Raw genomic sequence first — 26352 nt, 5'->3', positions numbered from 1 at the left:
GGTTTGGGTGCGTAGCTCAGTGGGAGAGCGCTTCCTTGACGCGGAAGAGGCCGCAGGTTCAATCCCTGCCGCACCCACCAGAGGGGGCAACTTGCCCCTTTGAGTTTCTGTAAGTTGGGGCGTCGTCTAACTGGCAGGACACTGGACTTTGGCTCCAGCAGTGTAGGTTCGAGTCCTACCGCCCCAGCCAGAGGGCTTTAAGCCCTCTTTTTTTGTCAGGAATGTTTTTAAAACGCACGAGAGCGTGGACGCAACAAAATGTTCACGTATTTTTCAAGACAAGTTACATATTTGAGTTTATAATAAACTTTGGAATGAAATTTAATTGCGGCGTGGCTGAAATGATTTATAAAAGTGAACAGTTTTTGAAGGGAGGGTTTAGATGCCTACTATAAACCAATTGGTTAGGTTTGGTAGAAAAGTAATAAAAGAAAAATCAAAATCTCCTGCTTTACAAGGACATCCACAAAAAAGAGGAGTCTGTATTAGGGTTTCAACAATGACACCTAAAAAACCGAATTCAGCTTTGAGAAAAATTGCCAGGGTAAGATTAAGCAATGGAATAGAAGTTACTGCTTACATTCCTGGTATTGGTCATAATTTACAGGAACACTCTGTAGTATTGATCAGAGGTGGAAGGGTTAAAGATTTGCCAGGTATTAGGTATAAAATTATACGTGGTACATTAGATGCTGCCGGAGTTGAGAATAGAAAACAATCAAGAAGTAAATATGGTACCAAAAGACCAAAGAAATAATTTGGGAGGGAAAAGTTCATGAGAAGAAGAAGAGCGGAAATTAGAAAGGTCCCACCCGATCCAATTTACAATGATGTATTAGTTTCTAAGCTTATAAATAGGGTTATGTGGGATGGAAAAAAATCAATAGCTCAAAAAATAGTATATAAAGCTATGGAAATTTTGGCTGAAAAAACAAAGAAAGAACCTCTTGAAGCATTACATCAAGCGATTGATAATGTGAGACCTTTGGTTGAAGTAAGACCGAGAAGGGTTGGTGGGGCAACATACCAAGTCCCAATTGAAGTACAAGAACCCAGAAAAACCTCATTAGCTTTAAGATGGATAGTAGAGGCTGCCAGATCCAGAAAAGGAAAACCAATGGCGGAAAAACTTGGTGAAGAATTAGTTAATGCTTTTAATAACACAGGAACAGCTATTAAAAAGAAAGAAGATGTACATAGAATGGCAGAAGCCAACAGAGCATTTGCGCACTTTAAGTGGTAAATAGGGAGGAAAGCATGAAAGAAATTCGAGCAATTTATGTTGACCTGAGAAAGTTAAGAAACATAGGAATAATGGCTCATATAGATGCAGGTAAAACAACAACTACCGAGCGTATTTTGTATTACACCGGTAGAAAACATATTCTTGGTAGTGTTGATGATGGAACTGCTACAATGGATTGGATGATTCAAGAGAAAGAACGAGGTATTACCATTGTTTCTGCAGCTACAACTTGTATGTGGAAAGATCATAGAATCAATATTATTGATACCCCTGGGCACGTTGACTTTACTATTGAAGTTGAGCGAGCTTTAAGAGTACTGGATGGAGCTATAGCTGTTTTTGATGCAGCTGCTGGAGTTGAACCACAGTCAGAAACAGTGTGGAGACAAGCTGATAAATACAATGTTCCAAGAATTGCTTTTATGAACAAGATGGATAAGATTGGTGCAGATTTTGATATGTCTGTGAAATCTATGATAGAAAGATTAGGTGCTAATCCTATTCCTATACAGATGCCCATGGGAGCTGAAGATAAATTTGAAGGTGTTATTGACTTAATTCAAATGAAAGCTATTAAATGGTTAAACGAAGATGGTACGGAGATGGTGTATGAAGAGATCCCCGAAGAATATTTAGCAAGGGCCGAAGAAATGCGAGAGGAAATGTTAGAAAAAATAGCAGAAATAGATGATGAAGTTATGGAGCTTTATTTGGAAGGAGAAGAAATTTCCCAAGAATTAATAAAGAAAGCTTTGAGAAGAGCGACAATTGAAAATAAAGCTACACCAGTTCTTTGTGGTTCAGCGAAAATGAATAAAGGAGTCCAACCATTACTTGATGCTGTTTTAGATTATTTGCCGTCACCTTTGGATATGCCACCCCTTAAAGGTTGGACTAAGGACGGTGAAGAAATAGAGATAAAACCCGATGAGAATGAACCATTTACGGCGCTTGCGTTTAAAATACAAGCTGATCCTTATGTTGGAAAGTTAACTTTCTTTAGAGTCTACAGTGGCCGACTCGAGAAAGGAAGCTATGTTTATAACTCTTCAAAAGGGAAGAAAGAAAGAGTTTCAAGGCTTATTTTCATGCATGCTGATAAAAGAGAAGATGTTGAATACGTCAGGGCAGGAGATATAGTTGCAGCTATAGGATTGAAAGAAACTAAGACTGGGGATACACTCTGCGACGAAAAAAGGCCAGTTATTTTGGAGAAAATGGAATTTCCAGAACCAGTAATTTCAATAGCAGTTGAGCCAGCTACTAAAAATGATCAAGACAAACTTTCAAGAGCTTTAACCATGTTAAGTGATGAAGATCCTTCGTTCAGAGCATATGTTGATCATGAAACTGGTGAAACTATTATTTCTGGAATGGGAGAACTTCACTTGGAGATAATTGTCGATAGACTCAAAAGAGAATTTAACACAAGTGTAAGGGTAGGAAAACCGCAGGTTGCATATAGGGAAACAATCCAAGTTCCTGCTGAAGCTGAGGGAAAATACATTAGACAAAGCGGTGGACGCGGTCAATATGGACATGTAAAGATGAGATTCGAACCATTAGAGCTAACAAAAACTTTCGAATTTGAGGATAGGACAGTTGGAGGAGTGATACCTAAGGAATATGTCCCAGCAATTGAAGAAGGAGTAAAAGAAGCTGCTCAAAGTGGATACATTGCGGGTTATCCAATGGTTGGAATAAAGGCAATATTATTGGATGGTTCATATCACGAAGTCGATTCTTCAGAAATGGCGTTTAAAATAGCTGCAAGTATGGCGTTTAAAGAGGCTCTAAGACATGCAAAACCCGTTTTACTTGAACCTATCATGAAAGTTGAAATAACGACTCCCGAAGAGTATATGGGTAATATAATAGCAGATTTAAATTCAAGAAGAGCACATATTGATTCTCTTGAAACAAAAGGACATTTAAGAATTATAAAAGCTCTTGTTCCACTTTCAGAAATGTTTGGTTATGCAACGGATTTGAGATCGTTATCACAAGGAAGAGCAACTTATACAATGGTACTTTCACATTATGATAAAGTACCTGAAAAAATTGCAGAGAAAATTTTGAAAAAATAACCACGAAATTTAAAGGAGGGTGAATTATGGCAAAAGAAAAGTTTGTGAGAAGTAAGCCTCACCTTAATGTAGGTACTATTGGACACATTGACCATGGAAAAACCACACTTACAGCGGCGATTACAAAGTACTTATCTTTGTTTGGAAGAGCAGATTATACACCATATGAACAAATCGATAAAGCTCCAGAAGAAAAACAGAGAGGAATTACCATCAACATTGCACACATTGAATATGAAACAGAAAAAAGACACTATGCACATATCGACTGTCCAGGACATGCTGACTACATTAAAAACATGATTACTGGTGCTGCTCAAATGGATGGTGCTATCCTTGTTGTTGCAGCAACGGATGGACCAATGCCACAAACAAGAGAACACGTTCTTCTTGCAAGACAAGTTAATGTTCCTGCAATGATTGTTTACATCAACAAAACAGATATGGTTGACGACGAAGAACTTATCGATCTTGTTGAAATGGAAGTAAGAGATCTTCTTAGCAAATATGAATTTCCTGGTGATGATTTACCAGTAATTAGAGGTTCTGCTCTTAAAGCAGTAGAGGCATCAGATGATCCTAATGATGAAGCTTATAACTCAATAAAAGAACTTCTTGATGCAATGGATTCATATTTCCCAGAACCACAAAGAGAAATTGATAAACCATTCCTTATGCCTGTTGAAGATGTATTCTCAATTACCGGTAGAGGAACAGTTGTTACTGGAAGAATTGAACGTGGTGTTATTAAACCCGGAGATGAAGTTGAAATCGTTGGTATGAGTTATGAAATTCAAAAAACAGTTGTTACAAGTGTTGAAATGTTCAGAAAAATTCTTGATGAAGGTATTGCAGGAGACAACGTTGGTTGTTTGTTAAGAGGTATTGATAAAGATGAAGTAGAAAGAGGACAAGTTCTTGCAAAACCAGGTTCAATTACACCTCATACAACATTCAAAGCACAAGTTTACGTTTTGAAGAAAGAAGAAGGTGGAAGACATACTCCATTCCAAAAAGGTTACAAACCACAATTCTTTATCAGAACAGCAGATGTTACTGGTGAACTTATTGACTTCCCAGCAGGAGTCGAAATGGTTATGCCAGGTGATAATGTTGAAATGACAATTAAACTTATTTACCCAGTAGCTATTGAAGAAGGAATGAGATTTGCTATTCGTGAAGGTGGAAGAACAGTTGGTGCAGGAGTTGTTACAGCAATTGTTGAGTAATAAATTTTGAGAGGGGGGTAACCCCCCCTTCTTCCTGAAATAAAAAGGGAGGGAACAAAATGCCGGGACAAAAGATAAGAATTAGGCTGAAAGCATATGATCATAAGTTGCTAGATGAATCTGCAAAAAAAATAGTTGACGTTGTAAAAGAAACAAATGCTAAAGTATCAGGGCCTATTCCTTTACCTACAGAAAGGACCCTTTATGTTGTTTTAAGATCACCTTTGAAACATAAGGATTCGAGAGAACAATTCGAAAAAAGAGTACACAAAAGATTAATTGATATTGTAGAACCTACACCAAAAACTATTGATGCACTTATGAAAATAAACCTTCCAGCTGGAGTTGACGTTGAAATCAACCTGTGATGCGAACTTGGAGGTGCTTAAGATGAAGATGATAATAGGAAGAAAAATAGGAATGACTCGAGTATTTAAAGATGACAAAGTCATTCCCGTAACAGTAATTAAAGCAGGACCGTGTTATGTAATTCAAAAGAAGACTTTAGAAACAGATGGCTACAATGCTATCCAACTTGGTTTTGAAGAAGCAAGAAAAGTTAACAAACCAATGGAAGGTGTTTTCAAAAAAGCAGGAGTAAAGCCGTTAAAAATATTGAAAGAATTTAGAGTAGAAGAACCCGAAAAATTCGAAATAGGACAAGAAATCAAAGTAGATATATTTGAAGAAGGAGACAAGATAGATATTACAGGTTGGTCCAAAGGTAGAGGATTTGCAGGTGCAATGAAAAGATGGGGTTTTAGAGGAGGACCAAAATCTCACGGTGCGAAGTTTCATAGAGAGCTCGGTTCTGTTGGTCAACACAGTGAACCTGCAAGAATTTTCAAAGGTAAAAAAATGCCAGGACAATATGGTAACGAACGTGTAACAATCTTAAATTCAGAAATTGTTAAAATTGATGTAGAGAATAACTTAATAGCAGTTAAAGGTGGAGTTCCAGGAGCGAGGGGCGGCCTTGTCCTCATAAGAGCAGCAAAAAGAGGATAAGAGCAAGCCTCGAAAATGTAGAAAAGGAGGCATAGAGAAATGGCAACGTTAGATTTGTTAAATATCCAAGGTGAAAAAGTTGGAGCTATTGAGTTAAAAGATGAAGTTTTCGCAATTGAACCAAATTTTGATTTAATGTGGCGCTATGTAGATATGCAACTTACAAATTCAAGATCAGGAACTGCTTCTACCAAAACACGCGGTGAAGTGTCGGGTGGCGGGAGAAAACCTTGGCCTCAAAAACATATGGGAAGAGCAAGACAGGGTTCTATAAGAGCTCCTCATTGGAGACACGGAGGAGTTGCTCATGGGCCAAAACCAAAAGTTTATTTTAAAAGATTGAATAAAAAAATGAAGAAACTTGCTTTAAAGTCAGCACTTTCCTTGAGGTTGAAAGAAGGAAATTTGATTGTTCTTGACGAGCTTAAGTTTGAAAGAGCAAAGACTAAAGAATTGAAAGAAATTTTGAAAAATCTTGGACTTGAAGAAAATAAAGTCCTATTTGTTCTTCCTAAGAAAGTTGAAGGTTATGAAAACGTCAAGATTTCTGGACGAAATATCCCAGGAGTGAAGGTAATTATTGCTGACAATCCTGGAACAGAAAAAGTAACAATTGATGGTTTAAATGTATATGATATATTAAATCATGATAAACTTGTGCTCATCCAGGGTACCGTCCAGAAGATTGAGGAGGTGCTCGGATAATGAAAAATTATGCAGATATTGTCATTAGACCAATTGTTAGTGAAAAAGCATATTATGCAAGAGAAGATAGAAAATATGTTTTTGAAGTTGTGAAAGATGCAAATAAAATTCAAATAAAGGAAGCAATAGAAAAACTTTTTAAAGTGAAAGTTGAAAAAGTAAACGTTATTAATGTAAAGCCAAAACCTAAAAGAGATATTAGACGAGGCGCATTGGCAAGAGAGGGATACACAAGATCGTGGAAAAAAGCAATAGTCACTCTCAAAGAAGGATATACAATTAAAGAACTTGAAGGAGAACACTAAAAGGGGTGAATAATGATGGGTCTTAGGAGATTTAAACCAACAAGCCCTGGAAGAAGACAAATGATAATTCCAGATTTTTCTGAAATTACCAAAAGAGAACCAGAAAAATCTTTAACAGTTCCTCTGAAAAAAACAGGTGGAAGAAATAATTATGGAAGAGTCACTGTTAGGTTTAGAGGCGGAGGGCATAAAAGAAGATATAGAATCATTGATTTTAAAAGAGATAAAATAAATATTCCTGCAAAAGTTGTTTCAATTGAGTACGATCCGAATCGAACCGCAAGAATAGCATTATTAGTTTATGCAGATGGAGAAAAAAGATATATACTTGCTCCTCAAGGTTTAAAGGTAGGCGATACGATTCAAAGTGGACCAGATGCTGAAATTAAGCCTGGGAACGCTTTACCACTTGAAAATATTCCTGTAGGTACAATCGTTCACAATGTTGAATTTATTCCAGGAAAAGGTGGACAAATTGCAAGATCAGCTGGTAGTTCATGTCAATTGATGGCAAAAGAAGGAAATTATGCTCTTCTCAAAATGCCATCAGGCGAATTGAGAAAGGTTCCGGTAAAATGTTATGCTACAGTAGGCGTTGTAAGTAACGAAGATCATAAAAATGAAGTTGACGGAAAAGCAGGAAGAGTTAGATGGATGGGAAGAAAACCTCATGTACGTGGTGTTGCAATGAATCCAGTGGATCACCCACATGGTGGTGGGGAAGGTAGAGGAAAAGGTCATCACCCACAAAGTCCATGGGGACAACTGGCTAAAGGATATAAAACTAGAAGAGGTAAAAAAGCGTCTGACAAACTAATAGTCAGAAGAAGAAATGGTTAATAGGGAGGTGCAACGATGGGCAGGTCCACCAAAAAGGGACCTTACGTAGATCCCAAACTTTTAAAGAAAATTAGACAATTGAATGAATCTGGCGAAAAAAAGATAATAAAAACATGGAGTAGAGCTAGTATGATTATTCCGGAAATGGTAGGGCACACAATAGCGGTGTACAATGGAATAAAACATATACCAGTTTATATAACAGAAAATATGGTTGGTCACCGATTAGGGGAATTCTCATTTACAAGGAGATTTGGAGGACACGCAGATAAATCCGCAAGCAAGGGTCAGGTTAAAAAATGAGGAGGGTGGAAACAATGCAAGTTCTAATTAAAAGAAACGGAATGAAACGATCCAAATTTCATTCTGTAAGAAAAGAAAAATTAGCAACAATGCCAATATTTGAAGCAAGAGCAGTAGCAAAATTTGTAAGAATTTCTCCAAGAAAAGCTAGGAGTGTGGCCAATTCAATTAAAGGTAAAAATGTTTCAGAAGCGTTTACAATTCTTGAATTTTCTCCTAAAAAGGCTGCACGAATTATAAAAAATGTGTTAAAATCAGCAGTGGCAAATGCAGTTAATAATCATAACCTTTCTGAAGAAAATTTATATGTGTATACATGTTATGTTAATGATGGTCCAAGGATGAAAAGGTTATGGCCAAGAGGAAGAGGTAGTGCGGATATTATACAAAAGAGAATGTCACATATAACAGTTATTGTAAGAGATAAAGAAGCCGAAAAGGCAGCTAAGGAAGAAAAGTAATAGAAAGGTGAGGTGGTAAGGTGGGTCAAAAAGTACATCCACGCGGATTTAGACTAGGTCTCACAGCCGATTGGCAAGCAACCTGGTTTAACGAAAAAAATTACGCCGAATACCTACTTGAAGACGAGGAAATAAGGAAAATAATTAAGAAAAAATACAATCATGCAGGTATAAGTGAGATTGTTATTGAAAGACCAGATTCAGAAAGAGTCATTGCAATAATTAAAAGTGCAAGACCAGGTATAATTATAGGTAAAAAAGGCGCGGAAATTACTAATTTAAGACAGGAACTTGAAAGGAAATTTAATAGAAGATTTATTATTAACATCGAAGAAATCAAAGCTCCTGAAACTGATGCACAATTGGTGGCTGAGAATGTTGCAGCGAGAATTGAGAAACGTGCATCCTACAAAGTTGTTATGAAAAGGGCAATCTCAAATGCTATGAGAAAAGGTGCTAAAGGAATTAAAATTATGGTTGCCGGAAGACTTGCAGGTGCTGAAATTGCAAGAACAGAATGGTATCTAAAAGGAAGACTTCCACTTCAAACAATTAGATCCATAATTGATTATGGTACTGCAAGAGCTGAAACAAAATATGGAACAATAGGAATAAAAGTTTGGATTTATAAAGGCGACGCCGATATCTGACGTCAAAAGGAGGTAGTTCGACATGTTAATGCCAAGAAGGGTTAAATATAGAAAACAACATCGTGGTAGAATGAAAGGGAAAGCTAAAGGAGGAACTTTGGTAAATTTTGGAGAATATGGTTTAAAAGCTATGGAATCACACTGGATAACTGCACAACAAATCGAAGCATGTAGAATTGCTATTACTAGGACTTTGAAAAAATCAGGAAAACTTTGGATAAGAATTTTTCCGGATAAGTCTTATACAAAACACCCGGCAGAGAGTAAGCTAGGAAAAGGTAAAGGAAATGTTGAAGGTTGGGTAGCGGTTGTAAAGCCTGGGAAAATTTTGTTTGAAATAGGAGGGGTAGATGAAACATTAGCGAGAGAGGCTCTTGAATATGCCGCTACAAAACTTCCAATTAGAACAAAAGTAGTAAAAAGACATGAGATAGGTGGTGAAGCAGTATGAAGGCTGCTGAACTTAGAGGATTAACAAATGAAGAGTTATTAAATCTTCTTGAAGAAAAGAAAAGAACATTAATGAATCTTAGATTCCAAAATGCCCTGGGACAACTTAATGATCACAGTCAAATATCTAAAACAAGAAAAGATATAGCACGAATCAAAACAATTCTCAGGGAAAGAGAACTGGGTGTAAGGAGGTAATCGACATGCCAAAGAAAAAACTTATAGGAGAAGTCGTGAGTAACAAGATGGATAAAACAGTTGTGGTTGCTGTAAACACATTAGTAAAACACCCGATTGTGGGGAAGTATATAAAGAGAACAAAAAAATATTACGCTCACGACGAAAATAATGAATGTCAAATAGGTGATACCGTTGAAATTATAGAATCAAGACCTTTAAGTAAACTTAAAAGATGGAGAGTGTTGAGAATAGTTGAAAAATCGATATTTGCTGATGAAAATGTGGTAGAAGATGTAGACGTGGAAGGAGGTAGTAAAGATGATAATTAATGAAAGCTACCTCAATGTTGCCGACAACTCTGGAGCAAAACAATTGAGAGTTATAAGAGTTTTAGGTGGTTCAAGAAGAAAATGGGGAACAATCGGAGATATAGTTGTGTGCAGCGTTAGAGATGCGGTACCAAATGGAGATTTGAAAAAAGGAGATGTAGTTAAAGCAGTTATAGTTAGAACAAAAAAAGAAGTTAGAAGACCAGATGGTACATATATTCGCTTTGATGATAATGCTGCTGTTGTACTTGATAAATTCAATGAGCCTAAGGGGACTCGTGTGTTTGGACCAGTTGCAAAAGAACTAAGAGAAAAAGGTTTTATGAAAATAGTCTCCTTAGCGCCTGAAGTATTTTAAGGGGTGATGTGCAGTGGCAAGAAAAATAAGAAAAGGTGATACAGTACAAGTAATTTCAGGAAAAGACAAAGGAAAAACAGGAGAGGTTATCACTGTAATTCCAAAAGAAGATAAAGTAATAGTTAGAGGTGTTAATGTCGTTAAAAGACATCAAAGGCCTAATGCTCAAATGAGGCAAGGTGGAATAATTGAAAAGGAATCACCTATATATGTTAGTAAGGTGGCACTCGTGTGTCCAAACTGTGGAAAAGCAACTAGAGTAGGATTCAGATTTCTTGAAGATGGAAGTAAAGTAAGGTATTGTAAGAAATGTGGAGAAGTCATAGACAAGTAAGGAGGAATAGAGCATGCAGTACATACCATTAAAAGAAAAGTATAGAAATGAAATTATACCAGCAATGATGAAAGAATTTGGATATAAAAATGTTCACCAAGTCCCCAGAATTGAGAAAATTGTTATCAACATGGGTATTGGTGAAGGTTCCCGAAATAAAGATGTTATAGAAATCCATGCTAAAGAGTTAGCGTTAATTGCTGGGCAGAAACCAGTTGTTACTAGAGCCAAGAAGAGTATTTCAAACTTTAAAATTAGAAAAGGAATGCCAATAGGTTTAAAAGTAACCTTAAGAGGTTTGAATATGTACAACTTTTTGTACAAACTTATTAACCTTGTATTACCAAAAGTTAGAGACTTTAGAGGTTTAAATCCAAACGGTTTTGACGGAAGGGGAAATTATTCGTTTGGTTTAACTGAACAATTAGTTTTTCCAGAGATTTCTCCAGATCAAGTCAAGAGGGTACAAGGAATGGATATAGTTATAGTTACCACTGCAAAGACTGACGATGAAGCGAGAAAATTATTGGAACTTTTCGGTTTTCCTTTTAAAAGATAATAAGGAGGTTACGATATGGCTAGAAAAGGTCTTGTTGAAAGATGGAAAAAGCCAAAAAAATTTAAAACAAGAGAATATACAAGATGTAAGATATGTGGAAGAGCACATTCTGTTTATAGAGAATTTGGAATCTGCAGAGTTTGTTTTAGAAAAATGGCCAACGAGGGAAAACTCCCGGGTGTTAGGAAGGCAACATGGTAAAAGGAGGGGAATACAATGTGGAGCGATCCAATAGCTGACATGCTCACTCGAATAAGAAATGCAAACGTCGCATTTAAAGATCAAGTAGATATACCAGCTTCTAACTTGAAGAAAGAAATAGCGGAAATTTTAAAGAGAGAAGGCTTTATATCTGGTTACACATACATAGAAGATGGAAAACAGGGAATTATAAGAATTCAAATGAAATACAAAGGAACAAGGAGAAACAGAGAGAGGGTAATTCACGGTATTGTTAGGGTATCCAAACCCGGTAGAAGAGTATATGTAAGCAAAGACAAATTACCAAAAGTTAAAAACGGTCTTGGAATTGCGATTCTAACAACTTCAAAAGGAGTTGTAACTGACAAGCAAGCGAAAGAACTTGGAGTTGGCGGAGAAGTAATCGCCTACATCTGGTAAGGAGGTGTGCTCAATGTCCCGTATAGCAAATAAACCTATTGTTATACCAAATGGTGTTGAAGTAAAAATAGAGGGAAATGTTTTAAGAGTTAAAGGTCCCAAAGGAGAGTTAAAACAAGAGTTTTTACCATATGTAAAAGTGGAAATTGATGGAAATAAAATAAACGTAAGTCCAAATCTTGAAGCAATGAAAAGAAGATCTGATCTCAAAAAAATGAAAATGTTTACTGGAACTTATTGGAGATTATTTAACAATATGGTAATTGGTGTTACAGAAGGATTTAAGAAAGAATTGGAAATAGTTGGTATAGGATATAGGGCACAACTTCAAGGTAACAAGCTTGTAATGAACCTTGGTTATGCTCATCCTGTAGAAATGGAAATTCCTTCAGATGTTAAGGTAGAAGTTCCTAGCCCAAATAAGATAATTGTAAGTGGCATAGATAAACAAAGAGTTGGACAAGTAGCAGCAGACATTCGAAGATGGAGAGAACCAAATGTTTACTCTGGAAAAGGAATTAGATATGTTGGTGAAGTTGTAAGAATGAAGGAAGGAAAGAAAGCATAAAGGGGGTACAACTGAGATGATAAAAAAAGAGAATAGGAATTGGAGAAGAAAAAAGAGACATCTAAGTATAAGAAAAAAAATATATGGAACTGCAGATAGACCAAGACTTTGTGTGTACAAAAGCGAAAAACATATTTATGCACAGATTATTGATGATGACAAAGGTCATACATTGACTTCTGCTTCCACACTTGATAAGGAGTTAAGAGAAGTCTTAAAGAAAACTTGGAACAAAGAAGCAGCACGTGAAGTAGGAAAATTGATTGGTAAAAGAGCAATTGAAAAAGGTATAAAAAAGGTAGTATTTGATAGAGGTGGTTATAGATACCACGGCAGAATTAAAGAACTCGCTGATGGTGCTAGAGAAGCCGGTTTGGAATTTTAAAGGAGGTGCACTGAATGGCAGACATTGCACAGAAAATAAAGACCACAGGAGAAGAATTCGAAGAAAGAATAGTTGAAATAAGAAGAACAACAAAGGTTACTAAAGGTGGGAAAAATCTTTCTTTTAGGGTTCTTGCTGTAGTTGGAAATAGAAATGGTAAGGTAGGTGTAGGCGTAGGAAAAGCAAGAGAAGTTCCCGATGCGATAAGGAAGGCACTTTCTGCTGCAAGAAGAAATGTATTTGTTGTTCCTATTTATAATGGAACAATTCCTCACGAAACAGTAGGTAGACAAGATGCCGCAAAGGTTCTTCTTAAACCTGCTGCACCAGGTACAGGAATCATTTCCAATGGTACAGTTCGTGCAGTAGTAGAATTAGCAGGAATTCATAATATATTGACGAAAAGTAGTGGATCAACAAATCCTGTTGTATTAGCTCAAGCAACAGTAAATGGTCTAAAGAGCCTCCTATCATTGGAAAAAGTTGCACAGCTTAGAGATATTTCTCCACAAGAAGTTATCAATGGCGTTAAAAAGGAGGGTTAAGTAAATGAAAAAGTTAAAAATAACACTTGTTAAAAGCCCAATTGGTTATAGATATGATCAGAAAGACACAGTAAAGAGGTTAGGATTAAAAAAACTTAATTCTTCAGTTATAAAAGATGATGTTCCTCAAATTAGAGGAATGGTTAGGAAAGTGAAGCACCTCGTAAAAGTAGAGGAAATTGAGGAATAAGGAGGTAATATACCATGAGATTAGATGAGCTTAAACCCACACCAGGTTCCATGAAAAAAAGAACAAGGGTAGGTAGAGGAATAGCATCTGGGAAAGGAAAAACTTCTGGAAAAGGTCATAAAGGTCAAAAATCAAGAGGAGCAGGTAAAGTAAGTCTTTGGTTTGAAGGTGGACAAACACCACTTCATAGAAGATTACCTAAATTTGGTTTTAAGAATTTTAATAAAAAGGTATATACAGTTGTAAATGTTGAACAGCTTGAAAAGTTATTTAATTCTGGAGATGAAGTAACACCAGAAAAGCTTTTGGAACTTGGTGTGATAAAGAAAATTAATGATGGAGTAAAAATCCTTGGAAATGGAGAAATAACGAAACCATTGACAGTAATTGCCCATGCCTTTAGTTCGAGTGCCAGGAGGAAGATTGAAGCCGTTGGCGGAAAAGCTGAGGTGATATAAAAATGTGGAAAGCTTTAAAAAATGCTTTTAAAATCCCTGAACTAAGAGACAGGATAATATTCACACTACTTATGTTAATAGTTTTTAGATTGGGTATTTATATACCTGTTCCTGGGGTGGACTTAAAGGCATGGGGGGCTGCGTTTGCTCAATTAGGTACTGGTACAGCAGGAGGTTTATTAAGTTTTTATGATGTATTTACTGGAGGAGCTTTTAGAAGTTTTTCCATATTCTCAATGAGTGTTACACCGTATATTAATGCTTCAATCATTTTACAATTACTTTCTTCAGTTATTCCATCTTTGAAAGAAATGCTTAAGGAAGGCGAAGAGGGAAGGAAGAAATTTCAAAGAATTACAAGGAATCTTACAGTAGTACTAGGAACTCTTCAAGCATTTGTAATTTCATTCGGTCTAGGAAGAGGCTTCCAAAATATATTGGTTGTTCCTTTATGGACGTTTACATTTGTTGCAACAGTTTCTTTGATAGCAGGTACAATGTTCTTACTTTGGATTGGAGATAGAATTACGGAAAAAGGAATAGGTAATGGTATAAGTGTGTTGATATTTGCTGGAATTGTAGCAAGATATCCTTCATATTTTAGACGAGCAGTTCTTGGTGGATTGAATATTTTTGAATGGATTTTCCTTTTGGGTGTAATGATTCTTATGGTAGTTGGAATTATATATGTTCAACAAGCTGAAAGAAGAATAATGGTACAATATGCTTCAAGGATGGTTGGAAGAAGAATATATGGAGGAACATCAACGCATATTCCTATTAAAGTAAATCACAGTGGAGTTATCCCTATAATATTCGCTTGGGCAATTGTTTCTATTCCTGTTGGTATTGCTCAACTTACAAGATCTGACACAGTTAAATCGCTATTTTCAATGACAAGTCCCGTTATAATCACTATTTATGCTGTACTTATATTCTTCTTTACATACTTCTACAGTATTGTGGTGTTTGATCCCAAAGATATAGCGGAAAATATAAAAAGTTATGGAGGATACATACCTGGTATAAGACCTGGTAAACCGACAGAACAATATATCACAAGAGTATTAAATAGGATTACTTTTGTTGGAGCGTTATTCTTGGTTATAATTGCGTTATTGCCATATTTGATTCAAGGAATTACCGGAGTTAATATTTGGCTTGGTGGTACAAGTGCATTAATTGCAGTTGGAGTTGCCTTAGATGTTGCTCAACAAATGGAAGCACACCTTATTATGAGAAATTATGAGGGATTTGTTAAAAAAGGTAAGCTCCCTGGAAGGAGATGATCACATGAATATGAACATGGTATTTTTAGGGCCTCCGGGGGCTGGTAAAGGAACATATGCAAAAGAACTAGTTAGAATACTTGAAATTCCTCACATATCAACAGGAGATATGTTCAGGGAGGCGGTTGCTTCCGGTTCTGAGCTTGGAAAAAAAGTAGAAGAAATATTGAAAAAAGGGGATCTGGTTCCTGATGATTTAACAATTTCGATTGTCAAAGAAAGACTTTCACATGAAGATTGTAAGAAAGGCTTTATCCTTGATGGATTTCCAAGAACTGTAGATCAAGCAAAAGCTTTAGACGAAATTCTCACATCTTTGGGTAGAGAACTTGGATATGCAGTATATTTTGAAGTAAGCGAAGACATAGTTGTTAAAAGAATTACAAATAGAAGGATATGTAAAAAATGCGGAAAAATTTATAATTTAATAACTTTACCTCCGAAAATAGATGGAAAATGTGATATTTGCGGAGGAGAGCTTTACCAAAGAGAAGATGACAGAGAGGAAGTAGTAAGAAACAGATACAAAGTTTATATGAATAATACATATCCCGTAATAGAATATTATCAAAAACAAAACAAACTTTTTACAATAGATGGAGCTTCTGGTGTTGATTCGGTAATAAAAGAAGTATTAAATATAATCAGAAGGTGACGACGAGATGATTTATATAAAAACTCCCGAAGAAATTGAAAAAATTAAAATAGCTTCGAGAGCAGTAGGAACGATTTTATATGAGGCAAAGAAATTGGCAGTAGATGGAGCAACGGCTTGGGATTTTGAATTTTTGGCAGATAGAATTTTGAAAGAGTTTAGATGTAAACCTGCTTTTAAAGGTTACAACGGTTATCCATATATAACCACAGTTTCAGTGAATAATGAGGTAATACACGGATTCCCTTTAAAGAAAAAAGTTTTTAAAAACGGTGATGTAGTTTCTTTGGATGTAGGAGCAGTTTTTGACGGTTATTATGGCGATGGAGCTTATACATATATAATAGGTCAAACGGATGAAAATGGTGAAAAATTAGTAAAAGTTACAAAAAAAGCTTTAGATATAGCAGTAAATAAAGTAAGAGAAGGTGTAAGATTGGGAGATATATCCTGGGCAATACAAAAATATGTTGAAGATAATGGATTTAATGTAGTTAGAGATTTTGTGGGACATGGTGTTGGAAGGTCCCTACATGAGGATCCACAGATACCTAATTATGGAAGACAAGGAACAGGTATAATACTTAAAGCGGGTATGACGCTTGCTATAGAACCAATGGTGACTGAAGGCGGCTGGCACGTAGAAATTTTGGAAGATGGTTGGACTGTGGTAACGAGAGATGGGAAAAGAGCGGCGCATTTTGAACACACAGTATTAGTAAAGAAAAATGGAGCGGAAGTTTTGACCCTGAGGGGTGATGCATTTGTCGAATAAGGATGATATTATTAAAATGGAAGGCACTATTGTGGAAGCTTTGCCTAACGCAATGTTCCGAGTTGAACTTGAGAATGGCCACAAAATTTTAGCACATATTAGTGGGAAAATGAGGAAAAATTTCATAAGGCTTGTGCCTGGAGATAAAGTAATTGTTGAACTTACTATTTATGATTTAACAAAAGGAAGAATAGTATACAGAAAAAAGGTATAGAAGAAAGGAGAGTGTAACAAATGAAAGTACAATCTTCTGTCAAAAAAAGATGCGAGCATTGTAAAATTATCAGAAGAAAAGGAAGAGTATATGTAATTTGTAAAGTTAATCCAAAGCATAATCAGAAGCAAGGTTGAGGAGGGAGATAGATGGCTCGTATTGTTGGTGTCGAAATACCTAATAATAAAAAGGTAGAAATAGCTCTTACATATATATATGGCATTGGAAGAACTAGAGCAAAGCAAATTTGTGAAGCTACGAATATAGATCCAAACAAGAAAGTTAGAGAATTAGGAGATGAAGAAATAAGTAAAATAGCAAATTACATCCAGCAAAACTTTAAAGTAGAAGGAGAATTAAGATCAGAAGTAATGTCTAATATTAAGAGATTAATAGATATAGGATGTTACAGAGGATTGAGACACAAGCTTGGTTTACCAGTGAGAGGCCAAAAAACTAAATCGAATGCAAGAACAAGAAAAGGTCCAAGACCAAGTAGAATAAAGAAGAAAAAATAAGGAGGGAAATAAATGGCTAAAAAAACTCGTAGGTCATCAACGAAGAAAAAAAGAAAAATTGCCATTGATCATGGAGTAGTTCACATAAAATCCACTTACAATAATACAATCGTAACTTTAACAGATCCGGATGGAAAAGTAATTATTTGGGGAAGTGGAGGTACAGCAGGTTTTGAAGGCACAAGGAAAGGCACACCGTATGCTGCCCAACTTGCTGCTGATCAAGTTGCTAAAGAAGCCGTAAGACTTGGTATAAAAAAAGTTGATATTCTTGTAAAAGGTCCAGGTTCTGGGAGAGAAGCAGCAATCAGAACGTTCCAAGCAGCAGGGCTAGAAATTGGAACTATAAAAGATGTAACACCGATACCATTTAATGGCTGTAGGCCTAAGAAGAAAAGAGTTTAAGGGAGGGAAATAAATGGCTAGATATACAGGTCCACAATGTAAACTTTGCAGACGCGAAGGAATGAAGTTGTACCTGAAAGGGGAAAGATGTTTCACAGATAAATGTTCATTTGATAAGAGACCATTTGCACCTGGAGATCATGGAAGGGATAGAAAAAAATTGACACAATATGGAATCCAATTAAGAGCTAAACAAACTATGAAGAGAATTTATGGTGTGCTTGAAACACAATTTAGAAGATATTATGAAAAAGCTTCTAAACAGTCAGGGGATACTCGTGAAAACTTAGTCCTTCAGGTTGAAAGAAGACTCGATAACGTAGTTTATAGATTAGGTTTTGCTGTTAATAGAACAACAGCAAGACAACTTGTAAATCATGGACATTTCCTTGTAAATGGCAGAAAAGTGACGATCCCATCTTACCAAGTAAGACCTGGTGATGTTATCGAAGTGAGAGAAAAAAGTAGAAGTATCGAACCCATTAAAAACGCGATTGAAATTAATAGGGATAAGAATAGAATGCCATGGGTTTCAGTAGATTACGAAAATTTCAAAGGAGTATATGAAAGACATCCAAAATTAGAAGAAGTTATCGATCTTCCAGTTGATGTACAAGCAATTATCGAATTGTATTCGAGGTGATGAATTATGGAATTTGTTATGCCAAAGAAACTTAAAATGGAGGAACACAGTGAGGCAAACGATTATTATTATGCTCGGTTTGTATTAGCTCCACTTGAAAAGGGTTATGCAATTACGATAGGTAATACTTTGAGAAGGGTTCTTCTTTCATCGATTCCATCTTTAGCAATAACTGATGTAAGATTTGTTAGACCAGAAAAGTATCATGAATTTGATACTGTAGATGGGGTAAAGGAAGACATAATAGAAATTTTATTGAATCTCAAGAAAGTCCAACTAAAGATGGAAGATTATGTTGAGGAACCTGTCAAGCTCAGGATACAACATAAAGGTGAAGGCGAGATAAAAGCTAAAGATATTGAAACTCCAGCAGGTATAACAGTTACAAATCCTGACCTTCACATTGCAACATTAAACGAAGACGCAGATATTGAAATTGAAATGTACGCAACTATTGGAAAAGGTTTTGTGCCTGCAGCTGAAAGAGTTGAAAGACCTGAAATAGGTTGGATTGTATTGGATGGAGTATATAACCCTGTATTAAAGGTTAATTGGCGTTCTGAGAATGTTCGTGTTGGAAAGAAAACAGATTTTGATAAGTTGATACTTGAAGTATGGACAAAGAAAAACATTGAACCTATTGATGCAATGAGACAAGCTGTTAAAATAATCAATGATCATTTCAAGATAATTGAAGAAAGTTTTGTGGATATAGAAGAGGGTCCAGTTTCAGTTGAAGCAACAACAGATTACTCTGAAGAGATCAAAGATGAAGACGAAATTTTAAGTAGAAAAATTGATGAACTCGATTTATCTATGAGAGCATTAAATTGTTTAAAACGTGACAAGATTGAGACTATAGGTGATTTGATTAGTAGAGGAGAAGAAGAACTTTTGAAAATTAAAAATTTTGGGCAAAAGTCCCTTGATGAAGTAAAACAAAAGTTAGTAGAAAAGTTTGGACTCACATTTGGAAAGGGGGACAAATAAATGAGGCACCGAGTTAAAAGACATAGAATAGGAAGATATGGAAGCCATAGAAAAGCTACACTAAGAAATTTAGCAAAAGAAATTATCGAACACGGAAGTATAATTACAACAACTCCCAAAGCAAAAGCAGTACAAATATTTTTTGAAAAATTAATGACAAAAGCTATAAAAGCGAAAAAAGCAGATGATAAGGTAAAAAGTGTTGCACTTAGAAGAGAGATTTTCAAACAAATTGGAGATAGAAGAATGGTTAATAAACTTGTAGATGAGATTGCTCCAAAATATCTAGAAAGGCCTGGAGGATATACTGCTATATATAAAGTTGGTCCTAGAAGAGGCGATGGAGCAGAGATGTCCTTAATTAAACTTGTTGAAGATTAAATAGATGGGGGTGTTCCCCCTTTTTTACTCTTATGAGGAGGTGTAGCATGGAAATCAAGGAAGTTAGCGTGGAAAAGAATATCGTAACAAAAGAATATTTATTTAATAAAAGCGAAATCGAATCAGCTGAGAAAAAAGTTTTGACTGAATTAAATAGAAAATATACTGTTGAAGGATTCAGAAAGGGTAAGGTTCCTCTTTCTGTATTTAAAATTAGATTTGGAAAAGATTTTTATGATGTTTTCGTTTTCGAAAAGTTAGTTGATTTAATTTATGATTCCGTAAAGAATGAACCGAATTTGCTGCTCATTCCAGAAATTGTTAGTAAAGAAGTTTCAAAAGAAGAAGCAAAAATAATAGTTAACTTACATAAAAAGCCGGTTGCAAATGTGGATTTCGGGAAAATTAAAGTCAAAATAGCAGACAAAGAAGAAATTCTAGAGAATTATGTGGAAATAAGAATGAAGTCTTTGCAGGATGAACATGCTGTTATAGAACCTAAAGAAGATCCAGCGGAATATGATGATCTTGTTAGAGTGAAAATAACTGTTACCAATGTTGAGACAGGAAAAGTATTAATTGATGGTAACGAAGATGAGTTTGTTTTGTATAAAGAAGATGAAAGGCCTATTATTAGAAATTTAGTGGGCCACAAAAAGGGAGAAATAGTGGAATTTGATAGAGAATTTGAGAAAGAAGACAAGGAAAATAATTTAAAATATCATTATAAAATAGAGATCTTGGAGGTTTATAAAAGAAATTTACCAGAAATTACTGATGATTTTGTAAAAACTACCCTTACTGAAATGCATTTGGAGACAGTTGAACAGTTAAAAGAAAAGTTTAGAGAGGAAGGGGAAAAGATTTACAATAGAGAAGTGAAAAGTTCAGTAAGGGAACAAATTCTTGCTGCACTTCCCAAAGCAACTGATTTGTTTATTTCAGACAAAACTATAGACTATGCAGTAAGGCTTGTTGTTGCTAATATGAAAGAAGAAAACAAATATAATGATTTTGTAAAGAAATATGAGACTGAAGAAAAAGCTATCGAAAATCTTAAAGAGTACTATGTAACAGAGTTGAAAAAGGAAACAGCAATTGAAAAAATCGCAAAAGAAAATAACATTGAGAAAAAAGCCAGTGATCAGGAATTAGAAAAATATGCAGAATTACTCGCGCCGTATTGGGGGATTAGTATAGAAAGGGCAAAAGTAATAGTTAAGGAAAAACCGGAAGTTCGAGCGGAAGTGGAGAATATGATTTTTGTCGATAAAGTTTTAGATAAAATCTCAGAATTTGTTGAGAAAGAAACTGTTTATATAAACAGAGAAGGTGAGGAAAATGAAAAAGAATGAGATTGATCAGGTTGTGCCAATAGTTATAGAAAGTACTGGAAGATATGAACGGGCGTACGATATTTATTCAAGACTTTTAAAGGATAGAATAATATTTTTAGGAAGTGTGATAGATGACAACGTAGCAAATTTGGTTGTAGCACAGTTATTATTTTTAGAAGCTGAGGATCCCGATAAAGATATTCAGTTGTATATTAATTCACCTGGTGGTTCTGTAAGTGCGGGATTAGCAATTTACGATACTATGCAGTATGTAAAATGTGATATTACAACCATTTGTATTGGTCAAGCAGCTTCAATGGGTGCAGTTCTTTTAGCTGGCGGAACTAAAGGAAAAAGATTTTCTCTTCCAAATAGTAGGATAATGATTCATCAACCATTGGGAGGAGCAGAAGGCCCAGCAAAAGATGTAGAGATTCTTGCAAAAGAATTGTTGAGAATTAAATCGAAAATTAATGAAATTTTAAGTTTTCATACCGGTCAGCCGATTGAAAAGATCGAAAAGGATACAGATCGAGATTTCTTTATGACAGCGGAAGAAGCTCTTGAATATGGAATTATCGATAAAGTTATTAGACCGGAAGACAGGAAATAAATATGATATAATTTTGGTAGAGTCATTTTTAAAGGAGGTAAAAGAAAATGTCAGGTCATAACAAATGGGCAAATATAAAGCACAGGAAAGCAGCCCAGGATGCTAAGAAGTCGAAAATTTTTACGAAATTAATCAGAGAAATTATTGTAGCCGCAAAAGAAGGTGGAGGAGATCCAGAAACAAATCCAAGATTAAGAGCAGTTCTTGAAAGAGCAAGAGCAGCAAATATGCCTAAAGATACAATTGAAAAATCAATTAAAAAAGGTACAGGAGAATTAGAAGGGGTAGATTATCAAGAAATAATTTATGAAGCTTATGCCCCTGCAGGTGTTGCTTTATATATTTATGCTATGACTGATAACAAAAATAGAACAGCACAAGAATTGAGACATCTTTTGAGTAAGCATGGCGGATCACTTGCAGAAAGCGGTTCAGTTGCATGGCTTTTTGATAGAAAAGGTGTCATTGAAATTCCAAAAGAAAAAGTAGCTGATTTTGAGGAATTCGCAATGGTCGCAATTGATGCAGGTGCTGAAGATATTATAGAAGATGATCCCATTCAAGTTATTACAGCACCAGATATGTTGACTGAAGTTAAAACAAAGTTGGAAGAAAATGGATATGTTGGGGAAGCAAAAGTGACATTTATTCCAAAAAATACGGTAAAAATTACCGGTGCAGATGCGGAAAAAGTCCTAAAATTAATAAGTGTTCTTGAAGATAACGACGATGTACAAGAAGTTTATGCAAATTTTGATATTGATGATGCTGAAATGGAAAAAATAATGTCAAAGTTGGAAGGATAAAATGAAAAAGGTAATATTTTTACTTACACTTATTTTGTTTTCAATTTCGGTGTTTGCCAACTTTGTAAATTTTTGGGTTGATCCTTTCTTTCAAAGTTATGGTTTTAGCATTAGTCAAAGTATGTCGTTTTGGAAAATAAATGCCCTGCTTCGATATAGTTTAGAAACGTCCTGGAAGCAGGGCTTTGCTTTTGTTATTCCGAAAACCCCGGAGATACAGTTTGAACTTTTTTCTGAAAGGTACGCTGTAGAGTATGGTTCCTTTCATAAAGATATTCCTTTTTCTACCTTTGTTAATCCGTATAGTGAAGGTTTGAATTTAAAATGGGGATTTATAGGCTTTTATGGAAACTACCAGTATTTTTTTTCTAACAATATTGATTTTATGATTTCAAAGAATTTTGTTAATCTGGGTTTAAAATTTGGCCAATATAATTTCTTTATTGGAAAAAATTCAAGCGAAACGGCTTTGGGAATCGATATAAATGGATTTGTGATTTATTTGAAGGATTCTATAAAAATGGGTTTAAATTTAAAATATAAAGATTCTGCTTTATTTCTCTTACCATTCGACAAAAAATTAGGATTTGTATTGAGAAATAAAGATAATTACTTGTTTTTAACAGATAAAGAAGTAACTGTTTTTGTAAATTGGGGGCAATTAGGCATTTATGGAAAATTCCAGAAAGATTTCAAAAGTTTTAGAATAGAATTCCCTGTTTGGTAAAAAGAGAACGGGTTTTAAAGAGCAATTTGTTGTAAAAAAAGCTAGTTTAGTATGCATTTAAATAATTTTTTTCACTTTCAAAGGTGTAAGAGGTAATAAATAATATCTGAATTTGTAATTTTCAACCAAGGGAGGATTTTTATCCCCAAGAAAGTTTGAGGTGGTTGTTTGTTCTGGCTGAGTTTAGCTTTTGTTATAGATCAAATTACCAAGTATTTTGCAAATGAATTTTGGAGATACTCTCCAACCAAGCTACTAGGGTTTTTCTATCTAACCTATGCCACGAACAAAGGCATAGCATTTGGTTTGTTTGCAAATTCAAGAGAAATAGTAGTTTATTTAACTTTGATAATAACCCTTGGAATTGCTATGGTTCCTTTGTTTAAAAAATTATCTTTTTTTTCAAATATGTTTTTAGGTTTTATTGTTGGAGGTTCATTAGGTAATATAGTCGATAGAATTAGGTTTGGTTATGTTGTTGACTTTATTACTATGCCTTATTGGCCGACCATTTATAACCTTGCCGATTTTTTTATTCTCATAGGTGCAATAGGTCTTACAATAACTATTCTTCGGAGGCGAGATGTTGGAAATTCAAGTAACGGCAAGAGAAGTGGGATGGAGATTAGACAAGTACGTTCAGGAGAAAGCTCCGGATTGGATCTCGAGGACATTTATACAGAAAGCGATAAAGAAAGGCGAAGTCAGAGTTAATAATGAAGTAAAAAAACCAAGTTATAAACTAAAACTTGGTGATATTGTTGCTTTAAATTTACCTGAAAGACCAAAAACTGTTGAAATTTTGCCAGAAAATATACCATTAAAAATTCTCTATGAAGATAAAGATATTATAGTTGTAAATAAAGATCCGGGAATAATTGTTCATCCAACTCCTTCTATATCTTCTGGAACACTGGTTAATGCTTTAATGTATCATTGTAAAGATTTACAAGGAATAAGTGGAGAACTAAGACCAGGTATTGTTCACAGATTAGATAAAGATACAAGTGGTGTGATTGTAGTTGCCAAAAATGATAAAGCACATCAAAGTCTATCCCAACAATTCAAAGATAGAGTTACCGAAAAAGTATATGCTGCAATTGTACATGGTATTATAAAAAAAGATTATGGGACCATTGAAGTATCGCTTGCAAGGAATCCTGTAGTTAGAACAAAAATGGCTCCTCTTGAATGGGGAAAAAATGCATTAACTTATTACAAAGTTTTAAAACGTTTTGGTATAGGGACTTTAGTTCTAGTTTTTCCAAAAACAGGAAGAACCCACCAAATAAGAGTTCACATGAAGTATATTGGTCATCCTTTGCTAGGTGATGAGTTGTATGGAAAAGGTCAAAAAGATGCCGTATATGGGGCAAAAAGACAAATGCTTCATGCATTGAAACTCTCCTTCTTTCATCCTACAACAAAAGAAAAGATGACCTTCGTTGCTCCCCTCCCGGAAGATTTTAAAAATGTCCTTCGAATCTTGTCTGAAATCAAAAATAAATAATTTTAATGAGTTGAATTTTTTAATTTTAATATTTGATTATGATATAATAAGAGAAATATTTTTGAGAAAAATTCACTTAATTGACTTTCTTTGTTAATAAGGAGGTGTTGTTATGGAAAAATCGGAAATTTTCGAAATTGTTAGGAAAGAGGGTATTAGATTTATAAGGCTTCAATTTTCAGACATCAATGGAACTTTAAAAAATGTAGAAATTCCCGTTAATGATTTAGAAAGAGCAATTGATAGAGGAATAATGTTTGATGGTTCTTCGATCGAAGGGTTTGTAAGAATTGATGAATCAGACATGTATTTGAAACCAGATGTTTCAACTTTTGCTATTTTACCCTGGACTCTAGAAGGTCAGAAGAGTGCCAGATTAATATGTGATGTACTAAAAGCCGATGGAACACCTTTTGAAGGGGACCCACGATATAGATTAAAGAGGGTAATGGAAAAGGCTAAAGATATGGGATATGTTCCTCATACAGGCCCAGAAGTGGAGTTTTTTCTCATCCCAAGAAAAAACGGGAAAACCGTATTTGAATTTCTAGATGTAGGAGGTTATTTTGATTTGTTACCAGTTGATGTTGCTGAAAATTTAAGGAGTGAAGTAGCGGTAATGCTTGAAGAGATGAGAATAGATGTAGAAGCAACTCATCATGAAGTTGCTCCTTCACAACACGAAGTAGATTTTAGATATAGTAATGCTCTTATTTCAGCGGATGCTGTCCAAACAGTCAAACTTGTGATAAAAACACTGGCTGTAAATAACAATCTTCATGCTACTTTTATGCCAAAACCATTTTTTGGTGTGAACGGGAGTGGTATGCATATTCATATGAGTTTATTTTCAAGGGATTTGCAAAAAAATGTTTTTTATGATGAAGTAAAAGAAGATATTTCAAATGATATGAGATATTTTATTGGCGGAATAATAAAACATGCAAGGGCAGTTACTGCGATAACTAATCCAACTGTGAATAGTTACAAGAGACTCGTTCCCGGTTATGAAGCCCCTGTAAATATCGCGTGGTCTCTTGGAAATCGTTCAGCTTTAATAAGAGTACCTATGGCTCGTGGTATGGGCACAAGGTTGGAATATCGAGCCCCTGATCCATCTTGTAATCCTTATTTGGCCTTTGCAGTTTTAATTGCCGCGGGTTTAGATGGAATAGAAAACAAGATTGAACCACCAAAACCTGTTGACAAAAATATTTATAAGATGGATGAAAAAGAAAGAGATAACTATGATATTAAAACTCTTCCAAAAAATTTAGAAGAAGCCCTGAAAGAGGCAGAGAGAGATCCTTTAATTAAGGAAGTTTTGGGAGAACATATTTTCAATAAGTTCATGGAACTAAAGTGGAAAGAATGGGAGGAATTTTCTATATATGTAACTGATTGGGAACGAAATAAATATGAAAATCTATAAGGAGGCTTAAGCCTCCTTATTTTTTTCTCTAAATTCATCATTACTGGAAAGTTCCAGATAATAGTTGACCATTTTGTTAAAATAAATTACAATAAAAATGAAATTTATAATATTGTGATAATAATAGGTTTCATTTCTAAAAAATTAGATAAGGAGGGGAAAGATATGAAGAAATTCTGGAAAAAAGTGATGTTATTTGCATTAATGACACTTCCATTAATAATGTCTGCAGTAGGTAATTTTACA

General features: G+C 35.0%; 42 protein-coding genes and 2 tRNA genes. All 44 read left to right on the top strand.

What is annotated here, in order from left to right:
* Positions 1-5: 5 nt before the first annotated feature.
* The 44 genes from BUB65_RS06565 (at position 6) to glnA (ending at position 26106) form a co-directional block, all read left to right on the top strand.
* Positions 6-80: transfer RNA gene (locus tag BUB65_RS06565), tRNA-Val, on the top strand.
* Positions 81-115: 35 nt separating this feature from the next.
* Positions 116-190 (top strand) — tRNA-Gln (locus BUB65_RS06560).
* A 192-nt stretch (positions 191-382) separates the two neighbouring features.
* On the top strand, positions 383-757 hold the full coding sequence (gene rpsL / locus BUB65_RS06555; protein ID WP_073073409.1) for a 30S ribosomal protein S12: 375 nt from the start codon (positions 383-385) through the stop codon (positions 755-757).
* An 18-nt stretch (positions 758-775) separates the two neighbouring features.
* Entirely contained in the window at positions 776-1243 is a 468-nt protein-coding gene (gene rpsG, locus BUB65_RS06550; RefSeq protein WP_073073407.1) for a 30S ribosomal protein S7, read from the top strand.
* Positions 1244-1257: 14 nt separating this feature from the next.
* Positions 1258-3333, top strand: coding sequence for an elongation factor G (gene fusA / locus BUB65_RS06545; RefSeq protein WP_073073405.1), 2076 nt, complete (start codon positions 1258-1260; stop codon positions 3331-3333).
* Between the two features lie 26 nt (positions 3334-3359).
* Positions 3360-4562: an elongation factor Tu gene (gene tuf, locus BUB65_RS06540; protein ID WP_073073403.1), complete on the top strand. Its 1203-nt coding sequence runs from the start codon at positions 3360-3362 to the stop codon at positions 4560-4562.
* A gap of 59 nt (positions 4563-4621) precedes the next feature.
* Positions 4622-4930: a 30S ribosomal protein S10 gene (gene rpsJ / locus BUB65_RS06535; protein WP_073073401.1), complete on the top strand. Its 309-nt coding sequence runs from the start codon at positions 4622-4624 to the stop codon at positions 4928-4930.
* 22 nt (positions 4931-4952) lie between these two features.
* Positions 4953-5570, top strand: a complete 618-nt coding sequence (gene rplC / locus BUB65_RS06530; RefSeq protein WP_073073400.1) for a 50S ribosomal protein L3 — start codon at positions 4953-4955, stop codon at positions 5568-5570.
* 39 nt (positions 5571-5609) lie between these two features.
* Positions 5610-6275 (top strand): 50S ribosomal protein L4, encoded by a 666-nt coding sequence (gene rplD, locus BUB65_RS06525; RefSeq protein WP_073073398.1) that lies wholly within the window; start codon positions 5610-5612, stop codon positions 6273-6275.
* Positions 6275-6580: a 50S ribosomal protein L23 gene (gene rplW / locus BUB65_RS06520; RefSeq protein WP_073073396.1), complete on the top strand. Its 306-nt coding sequence runs from the start codon at positions 6275-6277 to the stop codon at positions 6578-6580. The genes rplD and rplW overlap by 1 nt, the downstream gene beginning before the upstream one ends.
* A 15-nt stretch (positions 6581-6595) precedes the next feature.
* Positions 6596-7420, top strand: a complete 825-nt coding sequence (gene rplB, locus BUB65_RS06515) for a 50S ribosomal protein L2 (protein WP_073073384.1) — start codon at positions 6596-6598, stop codon at positions 7418-7420.
* 15 nt (positions 7421-7435) lie between these two features.
* The gene (gene rpsS / locus BUB65_RS06510) at positions 7436-7723 is read left to right on the top strand and encodes a 30S ribosomal protein S19 (protein WP_073073383.1); all 288 of its coding nucleotides are present in this window, start codon (positions 7436-7438) and stop codon (positions 7721-7723) included.
* 14 nt (positions 7724-7737) lie between these two features.
* The gene (gene rplV / locus BUB65_RS06505; protein WP_073073382.1) at positions 7738-8184 is read left to right on the top strand and encodes a 50S ribosomal protein L22; all 447 of its coding nucleotides are present in this window, start codon (positions 7738-7740) and stop codon (positions 8182-8184) included.
* 20 nt (positions 8185-8204) lie between these two features.
* The gene (gene rpsC, locus BUB65_RS06500; RefSeq protein WP_073073381.1) at positions 8205-8834 is read left to right on the top strand and encodes a 30S ribosomal protein S3; all 630 of its coding nucleotides are present in this window, start codon (positions 8205-8207) and stop codon (positions 8832-8834) included.
* A gap of 22 nt (positions 8835-8856) precedes the next feature.
* The gene (gene rplP / locus BUB65_RS06495; protein ID WP_073073380.1) at positions 8857-9285 is read left to right on the top strand and encodes a 50S ribosomal protein L16; all 429 of its coding nucleotides are present in this window, start codon (positions 8857-8859) and stop codon (positions 9283-9285) included.
* The gene (gene rpmC / locus BUB65_RS06490; protein ID WP_073073379.1) at positions 9282-9482 is read left to right on the top strand and encodes a 50S ribosomal protein L29; all 201 of its coding nucleotides are present in this window, start codon (positions 9282-9284) and stop codon (positions 9480-9482) included. Before rplP ends, rpmC begins: the two co-directional genes overlap by 4 nt.
* Positions 9483-9487: 5 nt before the next feature.
* The gene (gene rpsQ, locus BUB65_RS06485) at positions 9488-9793 is read left to right on the top strand and encodes a 30S ribosomal protein S17 (RefSeq protein WP_073073378.1); all 306 of its coding nucleotides are present in this window, start codon (positions 9488-9490) and stop codon (positions 9791-9793) included.
* Positions 9783-10151 (top strand): 50S ribosomal protein L14, encoded by a 369-nt coding sequence (gene rplN / locus BUB65_RS06480; RefSeq protein ID WP_073073377.1) that lies wholly within the window; start codon positions 9783-9785, stop codon positions 10149-10151. Before rpsQ ends, rplN begins: the two co-directional genes overlap by 11 nt.
* A gap of 13 nt (positions 10152-10164) precedes the next feature.
* A complete protein-coding gene (gene rplX, locus BUB65_RS06475) occupies positions 10165-10485 on the top strand; it encodes a 50S ribosomal protein L24 (protein WP_073073376.1) in 321 nt (106 codons plus the stop codon).
* 13 nt (positions 10486-10498) lie between these two features.
* Positions 10499-11044, top strand: coding sequence for a 50S ribosomal protein L5 (gene rplE, locus BUB65_RS06470; RefSeq protein WP_073073375.1), 546 nt, complete (start codon positions 10499-10501; stop codon positions 11042-11044).
* Between the two features lie 15 nt (positions 11045-11059).
* A complete protein-coding gene (locus BUB65_RS06465; RefSeq protein ID WP_004101463.1) occupies positions 11060-11245 on the top strand; it encodes a type Z 30S ribosomal protein S14 in 186 nt (61 codons plus the stop codon).
* Positions 11246-11260: 15 nt separating this feature from the next.
* Entirely contained in the window at positions 11261-11665 is a 405-nt protein-coding gene (rpsH, locus tag BUB65_RS06460; RefSeq protein WP_073073374.1) for a 30S ribosomal protein S8, read from the top strand.
* Between the two features lie 13 nt (positions 11666-11678).
* Positions 11679-12233, top strand: a complete 555-nt coding sequence (gene rplF / locus BUB65_RS06455) for a 50S ribosomal protein L6 (protein WP_073073373.1) — start codon at positions 11679-11681, stop codon at positions 12231-12233.
* Between the two features lie 16 nt (positions 12234-12249).
* Entirely contained in the window at positions 12250-12618 is a 369-nt protein-coding gene (rplR, locus tag BUB65_RS06450; RefSeq protein WP_073073372.1) for a 50S ribosomal protein L18, read from the top strand.
* Between the two features lie 14 nt (positions 12619-12632).
* A complete protein-coding gene (rpsE, locus tag BUB65_RS06445) occupies positions 12633-13163 on the top strand; it encodes a 30S ribosomal protein S5 (RefSeq protein ID WP_073073371.1) in 531 nt (176 codons plus the stop codon).
* Between the two features lie 4 nt (positions 13164-13167).
* Positions 13168-13353 (top strand): 50S ribosomal protein L30, encoded by a 186-nt coding sequence (rpmD, locus tag BUB65_RS06440; RefSeq protein ID WP_073073370.1) that lies wholly within the window; start codon positions 13168-13170, stop codon positions 13351-13353.
* Positions 13354-13367: 14 nt separating this feature from the next.
* Positions 13368-13811 carry a 50S ribosomal protein L15 gene (gene rplO, locus BUB65_RS06435; protein WP_073073369.1) on the top strand — a complete coding sequence of 148 codons (444 nt, stop codon included), beginning with the start codon at positions 13368-13370 and terminating at the stop codon, positions 13809-13811.
* 2 nt (positions 13812-13813) lie between these two features.
* Complete coding sequence (gene secY, locus BUB65_RS06430; protein ID WP_073073368.1) at positions 13814-15100, top strand: preprotein translocase subunit SecY; 1287 nt, start codon at positions 13814-13816, stop codon at positions 15098-15100.
* 10 nt (positions 15101-15110) lie between these two features.
* Positions 15111-15755, top strand: coding sequence for an adenylate kinase (locus BUB65_RS06425; RefSeq protein WP_084728069.1), 645 nt, complete (start codon positions 15111-15113; stop codon positions 15753-15755).
* Between the two features lie 7 nt (positions 15756-15762).
* Positions 15763-16530 carry a type I methionyl aminopeptidase gene (gene map, locus BUB65_RS06420; protein ID WP_073073366.1) on the top strand — a complete coding sequence of 256 codons (768 nt, stop codon included), beginning with the start codon at positions 15763-15765 and terminating at the stop codon, positions 16528-16530.
* Positions 16514-16744 (top strand): translation initiation factor IF-1, encoded by a 231-nt coding sequence (infA, locus tag BUB65_RS06415; RefSeq protein ID WP_143606710.1) that lies wholly within the window; start codon positions 16514-16516, stop codon positions 16742-16744. Before map ends, infA begins: the two co-directional genes overlap by 17 nt.
* A 20-nt stretch (positions 16745-16764) precedes the next feature.
* Entirely contained in the window at positions 16765-16881 is a 117-nt protein-coding gene (rpmJ, locus tag BUB65_RS06410) for a 50S ribosomal protein L36 (RefSeq protein ID WP_073073364.1), read from the top strand.
* Between the two features lie 12 nt (positions 16882-16893).
* Positions 16894-17262: a 30S ribosomal protein S13 gene (rpsM, locus tag BUB65_RS06405; protein ID WP_073073363.1), complete on the top strand. Its 369-nt coding sequence runs from the start codon at positions 16894-16896 to the stop codon at positions 17260-17262.
* A 12-nt stretch (positions 17263-17274) separates the two neighbouring features.
* The gene (gene rpsK / locus BUB65_RS06400; protein ID WP_073073362.1) at positions 17275-17667 is read left to right on the top strand and encodes a 30S ribosomal protein S11; all 393 of its coding nucleotides are present in this window, start codon (positions 17275-17277) and stop codon (positions 17665-17667) included.
* A 13-nt stretch (positions 17668-17680) separates the two neighbouring features.
* Positions 17681-18310, top strand: a complete 630-nt coding sequence (rpsD, locus tag BUB65_RS06395) for a 30S ribosomal protein S4 (RefSeq protein ID WP_073073361.1) — start codon at positions 17681-17683, stop codon at positions 18308-18310.
* A 6-nt stretch (positions 18311-18316) separates the two neighbouring features.
* Positions 18317-19300: a DNA-directed RNA polymerase subunit alpha gene (locus BUB65_RS06390; RefSeq protein ID WP_073073360.1), complete on the top strand. Its 984-nt coding sequence runs from the start codon at positions 18317-18319 to the stop codon at positions 19298-19300.
* The gene (rplQ, locus tag BUB65_RS06385) at positions 19301-19681 is read left to right on the top strand and encodes a 50S ribosomal protein L17 (protein ID WP_073073359.1); all 381 of its coding nucleotides are present in this window, start codon (positions 19301-19303) and stop codon (positions 19679-19681) included.
* Positions 19682-19728: 47 nt separating this feature from the next.
* Positions 19729-21036: a trigger factor gene (locus BUB65_RS06380; protein WP_073073358.1), complete on the top strand. Its 1308-nt coding sequence runs from the start codon at positions 19729-19731 to the stop codon at positions 21034-21036.
* Complete coding sequence (gene clpP / locus BUB65_RS06375) at positions 21023-21631, top strand: ATP-dependent Clp endopeptidase proteolytic subunit ClpP (RefSeq protein WP_073073357.1); 609 nt, start codon at positions 21023-21025, stop codon at positions 21629-21631. The genes BUB65_RS06380 and clpP overlap by 14 nt, the downstream gene beginning before the upstream one ends.
* Before the next feature lie 47 nt (positions 21632-21678).
* The gene (locus tag BUB65_RS06370) at positions 21679-22437 is read left to right on the top strand and encodes a YebC/PmpR family DNA-binding transcriptional regulator (RefSeq protein WP_073073356.1); all 759 of its coding nucleotides are present in this window, start codon (positions 21679-21681) and stop codon (positions 22435-22437) included.
* A 1-nt stretch (position 22438) separates the two neighbouring features.
* Positions 22439-23164, top strand: a complete 726-nt coding sequence (locus BUB65_RS06365) for a hypothetical protein (protein ID WP_073073355.1) — start codon at positions 22439-22441, stop codon at positions 23162-23164.
* 168 nt (positions 23165-23332) lie between these two features.
* Positions 23333-23878, top strand: a complete 546-nt coding sequence (gene lspA / locus BUB65_RS06360) for a signal peptidase II (protein WP_073073354.1) — start codon at positions 23333-23335, stop codon at positions 23876-23878.
* Positions 23778-24674, top strand: a complete 897-nt coding sequence (locus BUB65_RS06355) for an RluA family pseudouridine synthase (protein ID WP_084728061.1) — start codon at positions 23778-23780, stop codon at positions 24672-24674. Before lspA ends, BUB65_RS06355 begins: the two co-directional genes overlap by 101 nt.
* 112 nt (positions 24675-24786) lie before the next feature.
* Positions 24787-26106: a type I glutamate--ammonia ligase gene (gene glnA / locus BUB65_RS06350; RefSeq protein WP_073073351.1), complete on the top strand. Its 1320-nt coding sequence runs from the start codon at positions 24787-24789 to the stop codon at positions 26104-26106.
* Positions 26107-26352: the final 246 nt, after the last annotated feature.

The sequence above is a fragment of the Thermosipho atlanticus DSM 15807 genome (assembly GCF_900129985.1).
GTDB lineage: Bacteria > Thermotogota > Thermotogae > Thermotogales > Fervidobacteriaceae > Thermosipho_A > Thermosipho_A atlanticus.
This window is presented reverse-complemented; position numbering and strand designations above follow the sequence as displayed.